The 16,272-nt window shown below is 54.7% G+C and carries 17 protein-coding genes; 9 read left to right on the top strand and 8 right to left on the bottom strand.

Annotated elements, in window-relative coordinates; all coding sequences use genetic code 11:
• Positions 1–55: 55 nt before the first annotated feature.
• From ACKPCT_RS14965 to ACKPCT_RS14945, 5 genes are all read right to left on the bottom strand, one after another.
• Positions 56–340 (bottom strand): hypothetical protein, encoded by a 285-nt coding sequence (locus ACKPCT_RS14965; RefSeq protein ID WP_090069616.1) that lies wholly within the window; start codon positions 338–340, stop codon positions 56–58.
• A gap of 156 nt (positions 341–496) precedes the next feature.
• Complete coding sequence (locus tag ACKPCT_RS14960; protein WP_090069618.1) at positions 497–925, bottom strand: hypothetical protein; 429 nt, start codon at positions 923–925, stop codon at positions 497–499.
• Positions 926–951: 26 nt separating this feature from the next.
• On the bottom strand, positions 952–1,320 hold the full coding sequence (locus tag ACKPCT_RS14955) for a hypothetical protein (protein ID WP_090069620.1): 369 nt from the start codon (positions 1,318–1,320) through the stop codon (positions 952–954).
• A 184-nt stretch (positions 1,321–1,504) separates the two neighbouring features.
• Positions 1,505–1,831, bottom strand: coding sequence for a hypothetical protein (locus ACKPCT_RS14950; RefSeq protein WP_319567299.1), 327 nt, complete (start codon positions 1,829–1,831; stop codon positions 1,505–1,507).
• A 150-nt stretch (positions 1,832–1,981) separates the two neighbouring features.
• Positions 1,982–2,557 carry a TetR/AcrR family transcriptional regulator gene (locus tag ACKPCT_RS14945; RefSeq protein ID WP_090069624.1) on the bottom strand — a complete coding sequence of 192 codons (576 nt, stop codon included), beginning with the start codon at positions 2,555–2,557 and terminating at the stop codon, positions 1,982–1,984.
• Between the two features lie 103 nt (positions 2,558–2,660).
• Here ACKPCT_RS14945 and ACKPCT_RS14940 point away from each other — a divergent pair, with 103 nt between their 5' ends.
• A complete protein-coding gene (locus ACKPCT_RS14940) occupies positions 2,661–3,458 on the top strand; it encodes a crotonase/enoyl-CoA hydratase family protein (protein ID WP_090070379.1) in 798 nt (265 codons plus the stop codon).
• An 81-nt stretch (positions 3,459–3,539) separates the two neighbouring features.
• On the opposite strand, the gene ACKPCT_RS14935 is transcribed toward ACKPCT_RS14940, so the two are convergent.
• Positions 3,540–4,247 carry a GntR family transcriptional regulator gene (locus ACKPCT_RS14935; protein WP_090069626.1) on the bottom strand — a complete coding sequence of 236 codons (708 nt, stop codon included), beginning with the start codon at positions 4,245–4,247 and terminating at the stop codon, positions 3,540–3,542.
• Positions 4,248–4,575: 328 nt separating this feature from the next.
• Here ACKPCT_RS14935 and ACKPCT_RS14930 point away from each other — a divergent pair, with 328 nt between their 5' ends.
• From ACKPCT_RS14930 to ACKPCT_RS14910, 5 genes are all read left to right on the top strand, one after another.
• The gene (locus tag ACKPCT_RS14930) at positions 4,576–5,670 is read left to right on the top strand and encodes an ABC transporter ATP-binding protein (RefSeq protein WP_319567298.1); all 1,095 of its coding nucleotides are present in this window, start codon (positions 4,576–4,578) and stop codon (positions 5,668–5,670) included.
• Between the two features lie 56 nt (positions 5,671–5,726).
• Positions 5,727–7,016 (top strand): ABC transporter substrate-binding protein, encoded by a 1,290-nt coding sequence (locus ACKPCT_RS14925; protein WP_090069630.1) that lies wholly within the window; start codon positions 5,727–5,729, stop codon positions 7,014–7,016.
• Positions 7,017–7,129: 113 nt separating this feature from the next.
• Positions 7,130–8,032 carry an ABC transporter permease gene (locus tag ACKPCT_RS14920; protein WP_319567297.1) on the top strand — a complete coding sequence of 301 codons (903 nt, stop codon included), beginning with the start codon at positions 7,130–7,132 and terminating at the stop codon, positions 8,030–8,032.
• A 1-nt stretch (position 8,033) separates the two neighbouring features.
• Entirely contained in the window at positions 8,034–8,852 is an 819-nt protein-coding gene (locus tag ACKPCT_RS14915) for an ABC transporter permease (protein ID WP_090069634.1), read from the top strand.
• Between the two features lie 10 nt (positions 8,853–8,862).
• Positions 8,863–9,609 carry an aspartate/glutamate racemase family protein gene (locus tag ACKPCT_RS14910; protein ID WP_319567296.1) on the top strand — a complete coding sequence of 249 codons (747 nt, stop codon included), beginning with the start codon at positions 8,863–8,865 and terminating at the stop codon, positions 9,607–9,609.
• Between the two features lie 26 nt (positions 9,610–9,635).
• On the opposite strand, the gene ACKPCT_RS14905 is transcribed toward ACKPCT_RS14910, so the two are convergent.
• Together ACKPCT_RS14905 and ACKPCT_RS14900 are read right to left on the bottom strand one after the other, a co-directional pair.
• A complete protein-coding gene (locus ACKPCT_RS14905) occupies positions 9,636–10,676 on the bottom strand; it encodes an AbrB family transcriptional regulator (RefSeq protein ID WP_319567295.1) in 1,041 nt (346 codons plus the stop codon).
• A gap of 340 nt (positions 10,677–11,016) precedes the next feature.
• Positions 11,017–11,448, bottom strand: a complete 432-nt coding sequence (locus ACKPCT_RS14900; protein WP_090070381.1) for a DoxX family protein — start codon at positions 11,446–11,448, stop codon at positions 11,017–11,019.
• A gap of 509 nt (positions 11,449–11,957) precedes the next feature.
• Between ACKPCT_RS14900 and ACKPCT_RS14895 the strand changes: the two genes are divergently transcribed.
• The 3 genes from ACKPCT_RS14895 to ACKPCT_RS14885 all read left to right on the top strand — a co-directional run bounded on the left by ACKPCT_RS14895 (position 11,958) and on the right by ACKPCT_RS14885 (position 16,268).
• A complete protein-coding gene (locus tag ACKPCT_RS14895; RefSeq protein WP_319567294.1) occupies positions 11,958–13,898 on the top strand; it encodes an FTR1 family iron permease in 1,941 nt (646 codons plus the stop codon).
• Positions 13,899–14,095: 197 nt separating this feature from the next.
• On the top strand, positions 14,096–14,623 hold the full coding sequence (locus ACKPCT_RS14890; RefSeq protein ID WP_090069641.1) for an iron transporter: 528 nt from the start codon (positions 14,096–14,098) through the stop codon (positions 14,621–14,623).
• A 145-nt stretch (positions 14,624–14,768) separates the two neighbouring features.
• On the top strand, positions 14,769–16,268 hold the full coding sequence (locus ACKPCT_RS14885; protein WP_319567293.1) for a Fe-S-containing protein: 1,500 nt from the start codon (positions 14,769–14,771) through the stop codon (positions 16,266–16,268).
• Positions 16,269–16,272 lie beyond the last annotated feature (4 nt).

Here is a 16,272-nt window from a genome sequence, read left to right as displayed (position 1 = left end):
GGGGCGGATGAAAGGTTCCAACTATGCTGTCAAGGAATGGTTTGAGCGTGTGGGATCAATGCCCCGATTTGCTCTGGTCGGATGTTTGTGTCTTGGCGTGGTCGCAGTGATCGCCCATGAAGCGGTGCATGACAAAATGCATCACGAGGCACCCGATAATGGGCAACAAGGTAAGCAGGCGATTGCTTGAGGATGGATCATGACCGGATTCCATGAATATCGATGCCGCCGAGGCGACCATCAGCGTGCAGCAGATGGCCATCATCCATCCATGGCCCGTTTTGGGCATCAGGCGTGTCAGAAGAGATCGGGATACTGTGTTACGGGCATTCGCAGTCATTACATTCACCTGTCGCGGGCGGCTCTAGGGTCGGCCAGCCTGCAAAATCGTGGATTCAAAGAAAGGGAGATCACAAAGGCAGCACTCACGCCAGCCATTGCAAACAAGAGGCCGCATAGTCACAGCGACCTCTCTTTTTCCTATGGAAGCTAAGGCTTAATTCGATGCCTGCGCTTCTTCTGTCAGAATGAGAGCCCAGCCATCGCTGAACTTGGAAACGGTCACCCTGTCATCCGGGCTGAGGCATGGATTGACACTCATGCGGTGATTATCGATTCCGGTCAGGATACTGCCGTTAGACAGCTGGATTTCGTTGCGGCAATGGTTGATGCCCTCTTCATCAGGAGCACAATCGCTGTCGCTTAGCACAGTGCCGACGACTGATTTCCCGGCTTGAGGCATGGCACCTTTCTGCACTTGCAGCAGATACCGTCCACCAGCGCCATTTTCCACCCAGGAAGAAATGCCCGCACCAGCAGGGATCTCGGGTTGTGCACTCATGGCAACCGGAGCGCTTACAAGAAAGGCAGCAACGCCAAGCCCGGCAATCGTTGAGAGCGATGCTTTACCGTTCAGTTTCAACATGATGTTCGTTCCTTCTCTCTTGCCTTTCAGTTGGCATCGCTAGACATGGGCATTCCATCACCATGATGGTTTGCCAATTCCGAGGCTTCGAGTTTGCCGTCCTTGTTCTTGTCCATATAGGTAAACATGCGTTCATGCATGCTCTGGAACTCTTCCAGAGACAGAGATCCGTCTCCGTCTGTGTCAAGCATGACGATCATCATGTCGGGATGCATCATCATGCCTCTTCCCATCATTCCGCCAGACGTCATGGCACCAGACATCATGCCCTCTGACATCATGGAGCCTTGGGCTGGTGCTGGATCACCCGTGTGATGGGCAGGGTTGGCAAAGGCCATGCTCGTGCTGACGGTAAGAGCGGCAGCAGCCGCAGAAGCGAACAGAAAATTACGCATGGATCATCTCCGTTAAATGCGTTGTCTTGAACTAGCCGGCTGGAATGCGTCTGTTTTGGGCAGAAGACAGCAACCGGTTTCTATCGGTCGCCATAAGGAGCAACCGCTATTTGAGAAGAAGTGCCTGCACGGAGCCTTTCGGTGAACGCACCTGTAGCGTCAGCCAAAGCTCGGCAAGGCGGTATCAATACAAGACAATCGGAGGAGGAGTATCTGGCGGTGTGCGCGAACCGTAAAGCCCAGAGAACGCAACCGGATAGGGGATTATGGGCGCAACGGGGTCCAGAACGCTGATTGCATTTTTTAAAAGCAGGAAGGAACAGACACCATCTGAAGCGCATGATTGATGCAGCATACCCTTTCCACATCCGGGAATCTGGGCCACCACGGCGCCAAGCTCAACGGCGGCTTCACTGCAGGAAACCGGCTGCAAATGCTCAAACGCAGCTGTTTGTCCTGCTCCGGCAAAAAGCCCGACCAGCAAGAGCACAGCAGCAAGGATGCTTTGCATTTGGCGATACATATCAAGAGGTTCGCTTCAGTGTTAAATTCGCGGTCCGGGCAAATCCCGGTCTGTTCACTTTCCTTATAAAGTTTCCCCTAGGGGGAAGGTCAAGGCAAAAATCACCATGTGATTTCAAGACAGGTGATATCCCAGACTTCAGGCGCGTGCAGCCATGACGAGGGCGCGCGCAGCCCGGCCAGCTTCCTCGATATAGGCCGGATCTTTGTGGATCAGCATGATGGAAAAGGCCCCTTCGAGCAAAAGGACAATCTGACGTGCGATCGCTGCTGGCGCAGGCGTCTGTGCGTCAGCAAGTTGGCCGGCCAGCCAGACTTCGAACTTTTTCTTGTGGGCCGCTCCCACCTTCATAGCCGGATGACCGGGAAGATTTGCCAACTCGGCTGCCGTGCGCAGGAAACCGCATCCCCTCCATTTCGGATGTCGGGCTGATTGGGCAAGCTGGAGGAAAATCGCCTCCACCTTGTCGCCGGCTTCTCCGCTTGCTGCCTTGTACCACGCCTCGTAAAGCGCAAGATTGGGCTGATCACGCGACGTGAGATAGGCCGTGATCAGGTCATCCTTGCTCTTGAAATGGTAGTAGAGTGTTTTCTTGGTGGTGCCAGCCTTTTCCGCGACAGCATCAACGCTGACGGCACGAATACCTTCCTGATAGAAAAGACGGTTTGCAGCATCGATTATGCGTTCACGGGCAGGTTTTGCAGGGGAAGGCATCCGGTCGACCTCTCTCTGGAAATACGCATGTATACTGACTAGTGAGTTTGCCTGAAGAATGTCCTCCGTTAGCCTGTCTGTCAACATCGAGAGGAGAGACATCATGCAAGCCGAACCCACCATACTCTTTGAGCAAAGAGACGCCGTTGCCCTGCTTACGCTCAATCGCCCTGAAAAACTGAATGCGCTTAATTATGCGACAAATGACCGTCTGATGGTTCTTCTGGATCAAATAGAAGCGGATAGCTCTATCGGTGCGGTTATCCTGACCGGAGCTGGTGAGCGGGCCTTTTCCGCTGGAGGGGATATCCATGAATTCACCCAAAGCATCCGGTCCGGTGTCGAGGAAGCGGTACGCGAATTTTGCCGCCGAGGTCAGGCCATGACGGCCCGTCTGGAGGCCTTTCCAAAACCTGTGATCGTGGCGGTCAATGGCATTGCCTTTGGTGGGGGCTGCGAAATCACGGAAGCGGCTCATCTTGCAGTCGCATCCGCACAGGCGCTTTTTGCCAAGCCTGAAATCAACATCGGCATCCCTCCCACGTTCGGGGGCACGCAGCGTTTGCCCCGTCTCGCCGGACGCAAACGGGCGCTTGAACTGTTGCTGACTGGCGACGCTTTCACCCCTGATCAGGCCTTGGCGTTAGGGCTCGTGAACAAGGTTGTTTCGCATGAAGCGCTTCTCCCTACCGCGTTTGATCTTGCAAACCGGATCTTGCGTCATTCTCCGCTCGCCGCATCACGCATCATTGCAGCGGTTACCAGAGGGCTAAACGCAGCGATTGATGAAGGGCTGCAGATAGAACGGGAGCAATTTGCGCGAATGTGCACCACAAAGGATGTGCTGGAAGGACTGGATGCGTGGATTGAGCGGCGCACTCCACACTATGCAGGAGAATAGGGAGCGATTTGATTGAAGCCCACTGGCGCTGTGAGCTCATGCCCGTAGTGCAACCACAGGAAAAAGGAGAGCAAGGGAGGACTAGAGCTGAAGCGCATCCTTTAGAGACAGGGAAGATTGCGGGCGCAGGTCGAGATCTGCCTCGATATGGTTGATATGGTGCAACATCATCTTGGTTGCCTGATCGAGATTGCCAGCTTCCAGCGCTTCCAGAATGCCGAAATGATCATCGCTGCCACAGCTGGATGTACCGGTCTTGCCATAAAGCGCGATGACGAGGGAGGAGCGTCCGATTAGCTCTTCCATGAATTTCTTGAGAATGGCATTGCCCGCTACTTCGGCAAGCATCAGGTGGAAATCGCCCGACACCTTGATTTCCTCGCGTCGGGCTTTGGCTCCGTGATCTTCCTTCAGGAGCGCCTCTTTCTTCAACTGTTCGCGAAAGGCGGCAAAATCCTCCGCAGACATATTCTCGGCGGCCGATTGCAGAATGCCGGTCTCGATCAGACGGCGCGATGTGAAGATCTGGCGCGCTTCCTCCGGGGAAGGGTTGGACACAAAGGCCCCCTTGTTGCGTTCGCTGGTTACAAGCCCCTCGAATGCGAGCATCTGAAGGGCTGAGCGGGCAATCGTTCGGCTCACACTATAAAGGGAGCCCACTTCTGCTTCGGAAAGCTTGGCCCCGGGAGAAAGCCGTCTGTCGACGATGGCATCGCGCAACGTGTCCCGAATGGCTTTGGCGCGGTCCTCATGGCTGGCATCGCTGTCTGTCTGTCTGGGCGTCTTCATGATCTCGTTCAATTCTGAAAAGTCTGCTGGTGCCTTTAAAGGCATGGCCGTGGCGGGTTAAAAGGCCTGACATGGCGATACCATCTCTTTGCCAAATAGCCAACCAATAACATTGTATACAATAACACATTTGATTGAATACAATAGCCTGTTATTTGTGCATTCAAATGAGTAATATTTATGCATGCGTTATATGCATAGGCAGTCAAAAATGCAGGCAGAAAATCGGCCATGAGGAAAAAGCCTTATGATTCCGACTTGTTAGCCAGAAAAGGCAGTTTGGCACGGCATTTGCTCTTCCTTGTTGTGTGCTTAACGAGGAGTGACCATGACAAGTGCTGCTGAAATCGAACTGGCGTCTGTGACAAAATATTATGGCACGACCGCTGCAGTGGACCGGATCAGTCTCAAGATTGCGGCGGGATCCTATTCTTGTCTGCTGGGCCCCTCCGGCTGTGGCAAGTCGACCACCTTGCGCATGATCGCAGGGCATGAAGCCATCAGCGATGGCGACGTAGTGTTCGCCAACAAGGTCGTAAACGACCTGCCTCCGGCAAAGCGCGGCACGGCGATGATGTTCCAGTCCTATGCGCTGTTTCCCCATCTCGATCTGGTTGACAACGTCGCCTTTAGCCTCAAGATGAAGGGCGTCGAGAAGGAAAAACGCCGGGCCGAAGCCCGCGAGATGCTCGAACGCATGCAGCTGGAAGCCTATGCAGATCGCAGACCGGCGCAGCTATCCGGTGGCCAGCAACAGCGCGTCGCGCTTGCCCGTGCCCTGATAACGAAGCCTCAGGCCCTGTTGCTTGATGAGCCTCTTTCCGCGCTTGACCCCTTCCTCAAGATCCAGATGCGCGCCGAGTTGAAAAGCCTGCAGGCCTCCCTTGGCATGACCTTCGTTCATGTGACCCATTCCCAGGAAGAAGCAATGGCGCTGGCGGACCTGATTGTGGTGATGAATGACGGGCGGATCGAACAGGCGGCTTCGCCTCGTGAGATTTTTGAGAAACCGGCCACGCCCTTCGTGGCGCGCTTCATGGGCAATCACAATGTGATCACCGGTCGTCTCATCAACCGTGACGGCGATCGCATCACCATCGAAACCGCAGGCGGAAGTCATTTCATCGGTCTCGGCGCGCAGGACGCATCCCAGGAAACAGCATCCATCGCCATCCGGACCGACCATGTTCGATTGGCGGATGAAGAAACACCCGGCTTCGGATTTTCCGGCTTTGTGACCAATGTCGAAGACCTTGGCGCAATGGTCAAACTTTCGGTGCAAGGCGCCGGAATCGAGACCTTCACCATCGTCCTCAGGGACGCAGACTATTTCGCAAAACCGGTCAAGACCGGCGATGCGGTTCATCTTTCGTGGGCGGAAACAGAGACAGTCGTCCTCGGCGAAGTCAAAGCATCTAAATAATCACCATAGCAATCACGAAAACAATCACCTCACAGGGATCTATACGGGAGAACATCATGTCTGAGAAAAGCAAAAAACCATCCGGCATCAGCCGTCGAAGCCTTCTTAAAACCGGAGCCGCGGCTGCTGGTGCTGCCATCGGTTCGGGTGCCATCACCGGCTTCCCAACCATCTGGGCGCAAAATCCGATCACCCTGCGCCAGATCGGCACCGGCGTGTCCAACATCAACGCCATCGCCCAGAAATGTAAGGAAGATCTCGGTATTACGCTGGAAATGACGGCTCTGGATTCCGATTCTGCCGCCCAACGAGCAGTGACCCAGCCCAATTCCTATGATATCGCCGATATCGAATACTGGATTTTGAAGAAAGTCTTCCCGGCGGGTGTGATCCAGCCGATGGATACCAACAAGCTTACCTACTATGATCAGATCGTACCGCTTTTCAAAACCGGTAAATTGACCCCGGACAGCGAAATCGCACAGGGCACCGCGCCTCACACGGTCGGCTTCGTGGAAGGCCCCGATTCCAAGACTTTCGCAAGCGGCGAGACCGAATGGTTCACGATGGTTCCCACCATCTATAACGCCGACACGCTGGGCATTCGCCCGGATCTGGTCGGTCGCGACATCACCACCTGGGCCGACATTCTCGATCCGGCCTTCAAGGGTAAGACCTCTATTCTGAATATTCCATCCATCGGCATCATGGATGCTGCCATGATCATGGAAGCAGCCGGCGAAATCACCTATGCCGACAAGGGCAACATGACCAAGGAAGAAATCGACAAGACTATCGATTTCATGATCAAGGTGAAGCAGGATGGTCAGTTCCGCGCCTTCTGGAAGTCCTTCGATGAATCCGTCAACCTGATGGCGTCCGGCGAAGTGGTCATCCAGTCCATGTGGTCACCAGCGGTTGCCGCTGTTCGGTCCAAGGGCATTCCGTGCGTCTATCAACCACTCAAGGAAGGGTACCGCTCATGGGGTGGTGGTCTGGGGCTTGCCGCACACCTCTCCGGTGCCGAGCTTGATGCTGCCTATGAATATATCAACTGGTACACATCCGGCTGGGTCGGCGGCTATCTCAACCGTCAGGGCTATTATTCCGCCTGTATGGAGACGGCCAAGAAATTCATGTCTGATGACGAATGGGGCTACTGGATTGAAGGCAAGCCAGCCCAGAAAGACATCCTCTCGCCAGAGGGCAAGATCATGGAAAAAGCCGGTGCTGTGCGCGATGGCGGTTCATTCGAAGAACGCATGGGCAGTGTTGCCTGCTGGAACTCCGTGATGGATGAAGATCGCTACATGGTGCGTCGCTGGAATGAGTTTATCGCATCCTGATAAGCGGAATTGCCGGCCGAAAATCCCTCAACGGCCCAATAGGCCTCTTCCCGGTTTCGCACCGGGGGGAGGTTGAATAGATATCTTGAAGCAGCAACAGGAAGCAGGCAAAGATGAGTGACGCTGAAGCCAACGCACCAAAAGCCATTTCTCCGGTTCGATCGTTTTCGATCGCATCACTGTCTGCCTATCTGCAGGCGCTTCCCCTGGCGCTCATTCTGGGCGCCTTTCTCCTGTTACCGATCATCATGATCGCGGTGGTGAGCTTCTGGGATTATGACTTTGCTCGCATGTATCCCGATTTTGTCACCTTCAACTATGGCGAAACGCTTGGCTCCTGGGTGACCTGGAAGACATATCTCAACACCCTCAGATATGCCGCGATGGTCTGGGCAGTCACTCTGGTCATTGGTTTCTGGGTGGCCTATTTTCTGGCTTTCCATGTAAAGACAGCTACGATACAGACCGTGTTGTTTCTGATCTGCACGGTGCCATTTCTCACGTCCAACATCATACGCATGATTTCATGGATACCGGTTCTGGGACGCAATGGGCTGATTAACACGGCACTCGTTGATCTCGGCCTGAGACCGGCCCCCATCGAGTGGCTGCTTTATTCCGATTTCGCGGTTGTTCTGGCCATGGTTCACCTCTACAGCCTGTTCATGGTGGTTCCGATCTTCAATACCATGATGCGCATTGATCGCTCCTTGGTAGAAGCGGCCCGAGACGCTGGCGCGTCGGGCTGGCAAATTCTGACCAATGTCATCATTCCGTTGGCAAAACCCGGCATGGCCATCGGTACGATTTTTGTCGTTACCCTTGTCATGGCCGATTTCATCACGGTGCAGGTGATGTCCGGTGGCCAGAGCGCCTCGGTAGCCTTGATGATGAAAAACGAGATGTCCCTGCTGCAATATCCCGCCGCCGCCGCCAATGCCGTCATTCTCTTGACGCTGGTGCTGATCATGGTCGCAGGTATCCTGCGCATCGTCGACATTCGCAAGGAGCTCTGAGATGGTTAGCGAAAAACGCGGTCGTGAATTCTATATCCTTCTGGCATTCTTCTGTCTGTTCGTCTTGTTCCTCTATGGTCCCCTGTCGGCAGTGTTCATCCTGTCTTTTCAGGGGCCGAATGGCGGCCTGACCTTTCCGCTTAACGGTGTGTCGCTGCACTGGTTCTTCAATCTGTTCGAAACACAGGCTGTGGGGGATTTCGGTGGCTCCTTTGCGCGTTCCTTCACGCTCGGGCTGATGGTGATGGTGGTTACCGTTGTCGTCTCCCTGTTGGCGGGGCTTGCCTTCCGGCGCAAGTTCCGCGGTGCGACGGCGCTATTCTATCTGGCCATTGCCAGTCTGGTGGTTCCTTCCATCATCATCTCGCTCGGTATCGGGGTGTTGTTCCAGCAGTTCGGTTTCCAGCCTGCCTGGTATAGCTCGGGGTTTGGTGCGCATCTTACATGGACGTTGCCCTTCGGTGTGTTGATCATGTTTGCCGTTTTCAACCGCTTCTCTCCCGAATATGAAGAAGCCGCGCGGGATCTTGGTGCCACACCATGGCAAAGTTTCGTCCATGTGCTGCTGCCGATGATCGCGCCCAGCCTGATCGGCGTCGGCCTGTTCGGCTTCACGCTCTCCTATGACGAATTCGCTCGCACCTTGATGACGTCGGGCACCTACAACACGCTTCCCCTGGAAATTTTTGGCATGACCACAAACGTGACCACGCCGGTGCTTTATGCCCTTGGAACTGTGACAACCCTATTCTCGCTGCTGATCATCGCCTCGACGCTCGGCTTCATTTTCTACATGAACCGTCGCTCCAGACGGAAATGACGGAGGCCATATGAAACTGAGCGTTATCAACCCCAACACAACCCGCTCCATGACCGAAACAATAGCGTCAGCCGCCCGCGGTGTGGCAGCGGTTGGCACTGAAATTACGCCACAGACATCTGAAATGGGGCCGGTTTCGATCGAGGGTTATTATGATGAAGCGCTTGCCGTGCCGGGGCTGTTGCAGCAACTGTCCAGAGCCGAAGGGCAGGGGGCCGAGGCGGCCATTATCGCCTGTTTTGACGATACCGGTCTGGATGCCGCGCGGGCCATGGCGGGCATACCTGTTCTGGGTATCTGTCAGTCTGCTCTTGCGCTCGCCTCCTTCATTGCCCAACGCTATTCCATCATCACGACCATGGAACGCTCCCGCATTCCCATTGAGGATCTTGTGCGCCGTTACGGTCATGCAGAGCGCTGCAAGGTGCGCGCCGCAGACATTCCCGTACTCTCGCTGGAAGACCCCAATTCAAATGCCCGAGACAGATTGCGCAGCGAGATTGCCACCTCGATCCTTGAGGATCGGGCCGAAGCGATCATTCTGGGATGCGCAGGCATGGCCGAACTGGCCGCAAGCCTTCAGGCCGAGTTTGGGTTGCCAGTCATCGATGGGGTTGCTGCCGCCGTCAAGCAGGCCGAAGCTCTGACGACCCTTGGGCTTGCAACGTCAAAAGGCGGTGTCTATGCCCCGCCTGTAGCAAAACCCTATCACGGCTTGCTGGAGCCTTTTGCCCCCGAACAGATCCAAAATGCCTGATTGGTGAACCCAATTGGGCAGGATCGTCAGGCCATATTGCTTCTGGCTGACAAGGATCTTGCCAGCACCGGCGCCGCAAAGGCAACCACCAGATAACGGCTGGTTTGCATTGCCAATACAAATGGCACATTGACATCGGTGGACGTGGCAATGATCGCGATGGCGTCAAGCCCTCCCGGACTTGTAGCCAACAGGGCGGTGAGCAGGTCTATCCCGGTTGCGACCGTAAGAATGGCGCCAACACCCGCACAAATGAAGATCAGCAGGATCACCGAGCCAAGCACTCTGGGAAAAGCCCGCGCGGCATGCTGTAGGGTTTCCGTTGAAAAGCGAAAACCGATACCCCATCCGATGATTGAGTAGCTAAGGGCAAGCACGGGCAAAGGGAGCGTAAGAGAGATCGGCAGGAAGAATTTGATGATGATCCCCACGACCATGGGCAGCAGAATGCCGCCTCCGGGAAAGTTGAACCTGACCCCGAGAGCCGAAGCGACATAGGCAACAATGATTGCAGGGACGGCGGTCATCCAGCTTGCCAGCTCGGGAAACTCGAAGGCGGAGTGCATCGACGATGGCACACCCAGATACATCGCAACAAGGGAGGCCGAGGCGACACAGCCCAGCACGCGCATATATTGCATGAAGGCGACCAGCCGCATGTCAGCGCCATAGGATTCGCACATCAATGTCATCAGCGTGGCCCCACCCGGTGAAGAGCCCCAAATCGCAGTGGTTCCCGGCAGAAGACCCGAGCGAGCCAGAGACCAGCCCAGCAGGGAGGAGGCAATGAAGGTCGCCATGGTGCCGAACAGAAAAGCCGACCAGTCCATATAGATTTCGCTAAAGACGGTGAGCGGCAGATTGCTGGCGATCATGACACCAACGATCCCCTGAGCAAAAATAAAGAGCGGACGTGAGCTTTTGAGCGCATGCCCGTTCACCGCGAAAAGTATGGCAATGATCATTGGCCCCAAAAGAAGCCCGGCGGGCAGCCCGAGCCACTCTAGGCTGGCAGCGAGCCCGAAGGAAAGGATGACCAAAAGGGTCCATTTTGCAATCAGTTTCAATGAAATAGGCCTTTAACTTGTCCGCTTTGATCAAAAGGAATGCGATGCGGCAGCATTCACGCAATTGGAGGCTGGGGAGGGCGTGTACGCCGATTGAGAGGGCAAAACAACAGCCAGTAGCCTCTTTTAGCCCTTTTCGCATGCCTTTTAAAAAGGCTCGGCCAAACGGGCGACTGGTTCCTGCAATCTGCTTGAATATAATGAGACTTATTTCAAAAAGGCAAGAGCGGAACAGCTTTGAGGTGCGGACAAACAGATACAGCCCCAGCACAGTCAAGCACTGGGGCCGTATGATCGACGCGCCTTGAGGGGAACGCGAAAGGGACGGTCAAAGACCGGTTCAGGCGGTCAGAGCCAATGCTCCGCTTCCCAGAAGAACCTGAACAAACAGCGCGATGGTCCAGAAGGCAGGATATTCCCAACCGCCATTTTCATTCGTAAACCAAAAGCCGTTTTTGGCATGCGCCAGAATGGTGGCCCCCAAAAGGGTCGGAATGAGCAGAAGTGCGACAAGGCTCGTCTGGAAGCCCACGATCAGGGCAATGCCGCCAAGGGTTTCGGCTGCGATGGTCAAATAGGCAAACCAACCCGGCACACCAAGGGAAGCAAAGAACCCGGCGGCACCTTTGGGCGTGAAGATGAAGTATTTCAGATAGGCGTGAGCCAGGAAGAGGCCACCCAGGGAGACACGCAGCAGCAGGGCTGCAAGGGCGATCGCGGTTACAGAGCCAGCGCCAGCAAAGCTCAGGATATTGGAAGAAAGGTCGATCATAATTTTGTCCTCATCAATCAGGGCCGCAAGGTGCGGCGTTTCGTTAAGGCAAAGATAGATCAATTTGATTGAGTTATAAATGTTGAAAATAATGAATTACTATCAACAAAACTTTCCTAATAATATGTCGTCAAAAAAGCCCGTCGAACACATCTACCGCAGCTTTAAAATGAGAAGTGCGCTGATATCGATCTGGTCGTAACGGACAGGGAAGGGACCTTTGATCGAAAGTTGAAAGGATTTCCACCGCCGAATAGCAAAATTCCGGCCAAAAATAGGCAAAAATACATAAAGTGATGCGGCTTTTTGTCAATGCGGTGCGACAAAATAGCACATGTTGTTTAAGCTGAGTTTTCAGCTCAACAATATCACGTTACCGTGAAGTTAAGAATGATACTCATTTGCGTTACCAATTTTGTCTTGTCCGGCTTCTCCCTTTGAGCCCTTCAGATTGCCCCCATCTGATTTCGCAAACGAGTACCCAATCCAGGTAATCGGAACTGATAAAAATGCGAAATGCCCTCAAAGCCGCCGCTATTCTTTTTGTTGCATGGGCCATGCTGCTGCCTGCATGGGCTGATGAAGGCCCTGACTATCAAAGCCTTATGCAGCGCATTGAAACCGTACTGAGGCAGGCCGAAAGCGAATATCAGCAGGGACAGGCGGATCTTGCCAAAACAACGGTGCAAAAGGCCTATTTCGAGTTGTTTGAAAATCTTGAAGGTCCCATCCGTATCAACATTTCCGCAGCGAGAAGCAACGAACTGGAAGCGGAATTCGGCGATATCCGCAAGCTGATCATGAATGGAGAGGCGGTCGCAACAGTGAGCAGCCGGATTGATCAGCAGATCGCGGCCATCTGGAAGACGTTACCTGCGCTGGAAGATGGCGTTGTCATCAGGGCCGAAGTATCCGATGCGGTCAAGGCCGCAGAGGCCTCCGCGCAAGGGAAACCAGAAGAAGTGTCTGACCCGTTCTGGGTAGATGTCAATGACACCATCCTTTCTATCCTGCAACAGGCCTCTGACACCTATCAGAGCGGGGATGAACAGGCCGCAGAAGAGCTGATCCGCAAGGCGCATTGGGAAGGCTACAAGAACAGTCTGCTGGAAACGGTGGTGCGGCGCTATGTCAGTCAATCACAGGATATCGCCTTCAACGCCGAGTTCACCCGCATCATGGAACTGGTCAAGGATGGTAAACCTGCGCGCATGGTGCGCGCCTCGGCTGCGGTGCTGCATGATGATATCGCTGATGTCTTGCCCGGCCTGCCTGTCGTCAATGGCAGCAAGATGGTGGAAGATCCGGCCGCCGCACCTGAGCAGATAGAAGGTGACTGGGCATCTGTTGCCGATCAGGTGATCGCCGCAGTGAACAAGGCCGCCTCGCTTTATGAGGCCGGAGATCAAGCCACTGCGACTGCGACTATACAGAACAGCTATTTCGATATTTTTGAAGACTCCGGCATGGAGACGATTGTCGGCGCTCGCGATGCTGGCCTCAAGACCACTTTGGAAGGCCATTTCAGCAAACTGACAGCCCTGATCAAAGCGGGGGCTTCCAAATCAGAGCTGACAGCCGAAATCGAAGCAATGAGAACCGATCTGGACACGGCAGTCGGGCTCTTCTCGACCGACAGCGACAGCCCGTGGGCGCTGTTCATCTACTCGTTGATCATCATTCTGCGTGAAGGCTTCGAGGCCATGCTGGTGGTCACGGCTATTGCGACCTACCTCATCAAGACGGGCAATCGTGACAAGCTTGGCGTCATCGTCAACAGCGTTGCCGTGGCCCTGGGGCTCAGCGTTGTGACTGCTATCCTGTTCAAACTGGTTTTCCATGTCACTGCCGACAAGCAGGAACTGCTTGAAGGGGCAACCATGCTGCTGGCCGCCCTTGTGCTCTTCTTCATGAGCTACTGGCTCCTTTCCAAAGCAGAGGCCGAACGCTGGATGCAGTATATCAAGGGCACTGTTGATCGCTCCATCGAGAGTGGCTCGATGAAAGCTCTCTGGTTTGCCAGCTTCCTTGCGGTCTATCGCGAGGGCGCAGAAACCGTGCTCTTCTATCAGGCGCTGGCGCTTGATGCGAGTGACGCGGTTGGCATTCCTGCCATCATCGCCGGCTTCGTGCTTGGCTGCCTGCTGCTTGGCGTTCTGTATTTCGCCTTCCGCTTTGGTGCTCAGCGTCTGGCGATCAAACCCTTCTTTGTCTTCACCGGAGCCTTGCTCTACTACATGGCCTTCGTCTTCACGGGCAAGGGCATCATGGAGCTGGTCGAAGGCAAGATCATCGAGCCGACCCTCGTGTCCTGGCTTCCCGAATTTTCTCTCATGGGCATCTACCCCTATTGGCAGACAGCCCTACCGCAAGCCGTCCTGTTGGTGGCTGCCATCATCGGCCTATGGGTCGTGATGACGCGCAAACCGCCAAAGGATCTAACCGCTTAGGGAGAAAACCAAGAAACCCGATCCAGCTTTGCGGCCTGACCAGTCGCACAGCTGGCCAAACTGTAACCAATCAACCCGCGCTGCTCGTTGGAATTTTCCTTCGGCACGGACCAGAGCGCAAAGACCGTCCCCTCGGGGCGTCTGTCTGTTCTGACTTTGAACCAACCGAACCCAACGAAGAACCCAAAGGAAAGATTATGAAAAAGACATCTCTTCTCGCTTCTGCAGCCGTGATTACCATGCTTGCAGCCCTTCCGGCCAAAGCTGAATTCAAGGAATTTCCGATTGGCGAAGCAGTTGAAGTCAACACGCTTGAAGTCGCCGCTGTTTATCTCAATCCGATCGACATGGAACCGCGCGGCATTGATCTGCCGGCCTCTCAGGCTGACGTTCATCTTGAAGCCGACATCCACGCTGCCAAAGGCAATGAGAACGGCTTCGGTGCCGGCGAATGGGTGCCTTACCTCACGGTTTCCTACCGCCTTGAGAATGAAGACACCGGCAAGGTATTGACCGGTAACCTGATGCCGATGGTCGCCATCGATGGTCCGCACTATGGTTCCAACGTCAAGATGGCCGGTGCAGGCAACTACAAGCTGACCTTCCATATCGACGCGCCATCCCGTCAGGGCTTTGGTCGTCACACCGATGAAGACAGCGGCGTTGGCAAATGGTTCCAGCCATTTGATGCGGATTACGAGTTCAATTTCGTTCCTCTCAAATAGGCGTCTGATCCCTCAAGATCGTTGACCCTTCAATGAAGCGGTCATCACCCAACAATCAAGAAGAGGAACACCCGGTGTTTCTCTTCTCAATTGCCAACGGATTGGCAAACGGATCAATCCAAAAGGTCCAAAGGCACGACGCATTATGTCCCTCTATTTCGTCAGCATCATTCAGGCCTTCCTGCCGCTTGCGGTATTCGCAGCGCTGATTTTCTCGCTGCTGGAGCCAACTTCGCGTAAGCGGGAGCAATTGGGCAGCCTTTGGGTTGCTGCCCTGCTTATTGTGGCCGGTTATCTGATTTATGGCCTCGCCGCTTCCATTGGGATCGAGCCACGCGTGCGCACCCTTTTAAGGCTTTTGAGCGTAAGCGCCTTGCTGGTGAGCGGCCTGCTATTGCTTATGCCCTCGGCCAAGGGGGCAAACAAGCGGCCAGATAAGAGCACAGATACTGGCCCGACCTTGCTCGTCCGGCTCGGTATCCGCTATGTGATCGCAATGCTTGCCCTGCAAGGCGCATTTGACGTGCGCGTTCTGCTTGCAGATCAGAGCTTTACGGCAACGTCTGTGCTCAACACGGAACTCTTTCTTAACAGCGCTGCGGTTGTTGTTGCCTCAGCCCTGATGATTTTCTTGCCCATCGTCATCGCGCATATCGGCAGCCGTTCAAGACGGCTTGTCTTTATGGTTCTTTGTGTTTCCATCCTTGCGTTTGCTATCATCTGGCTGTGCGAGGCGTTGCTTGGGGCCATGCAGATGGGTCTTCTGGGCGTCACATCGGCGCGCGTCTCCGTTGTCGCCAAGGTGACCAATTACGCGCAGTTCAAATCCTATCTGCTGCTTGCCCTGCTTTTCATTCTGTCTGTCGGCTTTTTGCTATCCGGCACCAAAAGGCCCCAGACCTCGACCGCTACAACAAAAGCCGATCTGACAAGGGCAGATTGTCGCAAATACAGGGCTGCGCGGTTGAATGCGCTGCGGTGGCTGGCAGGTAGCCTTGCCCTTATCGTGTTTAGCTTCGTCAGTCTGATCTATCAGGATCTCTACGCCTCGCGCCCGCCCACTCTATCCGCCGCAGCGGATGCCGTGCCCGATGAACAGGGCGAAATCCACATAGCCATTGACGCGGTCAAAGACGGCAACCTTCATCGCTATGCCTATATTGCCGAGGATGGCCACCGGGTGCGCTTCTTCCTGATCAACCGTTATGACGAGCAGCATGTAAAGATCGGTGTGGTCTATGACGCCTGCATGATCTGCGGTGATGCGGGTTATATCCAGAAGGGCAATGACGTCATTTGCGTCGCCTGCAATGTGCGCATCTTCATCCCATCCATCGGCAAGGCCGGAGGCTGCAATCCGATCCCGCTTCAACATCGCGAAGACCAGGGCGACATCGTCATCGCCGCATCCGAGCTGGAACACGGGGCGCGCTATTTCTCCGAAGTGGTCGCCATCGAGGTCATCGACCCCGTCACCAAGGAAAAGCTCATCAATCTTGAAGCGCCTTACCAGTATGATTTCAAGGGCAAGACATTCTTCTTCGGCTCCAAGGAGTCCTACGAGACATTTCGCGAAGCCCCCGAAAGCTATGCCGCATCCCTTAAAGCCCAAGTTCGACCCGCTCAGGGTCGCGTGACGCTGTGAGGAC

The organism is Cohaesibacter marisflavi (genome assembly GCF_963665895.2).
GTDB lineage: Bacteria > Pseudomonadota > Alphaproteobacteria > Rhizobiales > Cohaesibacteraceae > Cohaesibacter > Cohaesibacter marisflavi.
Note: the sequence above shows the minus strand (reverse complement) of the source record. Positions and strands in the feature narration are given on the sequence as shown.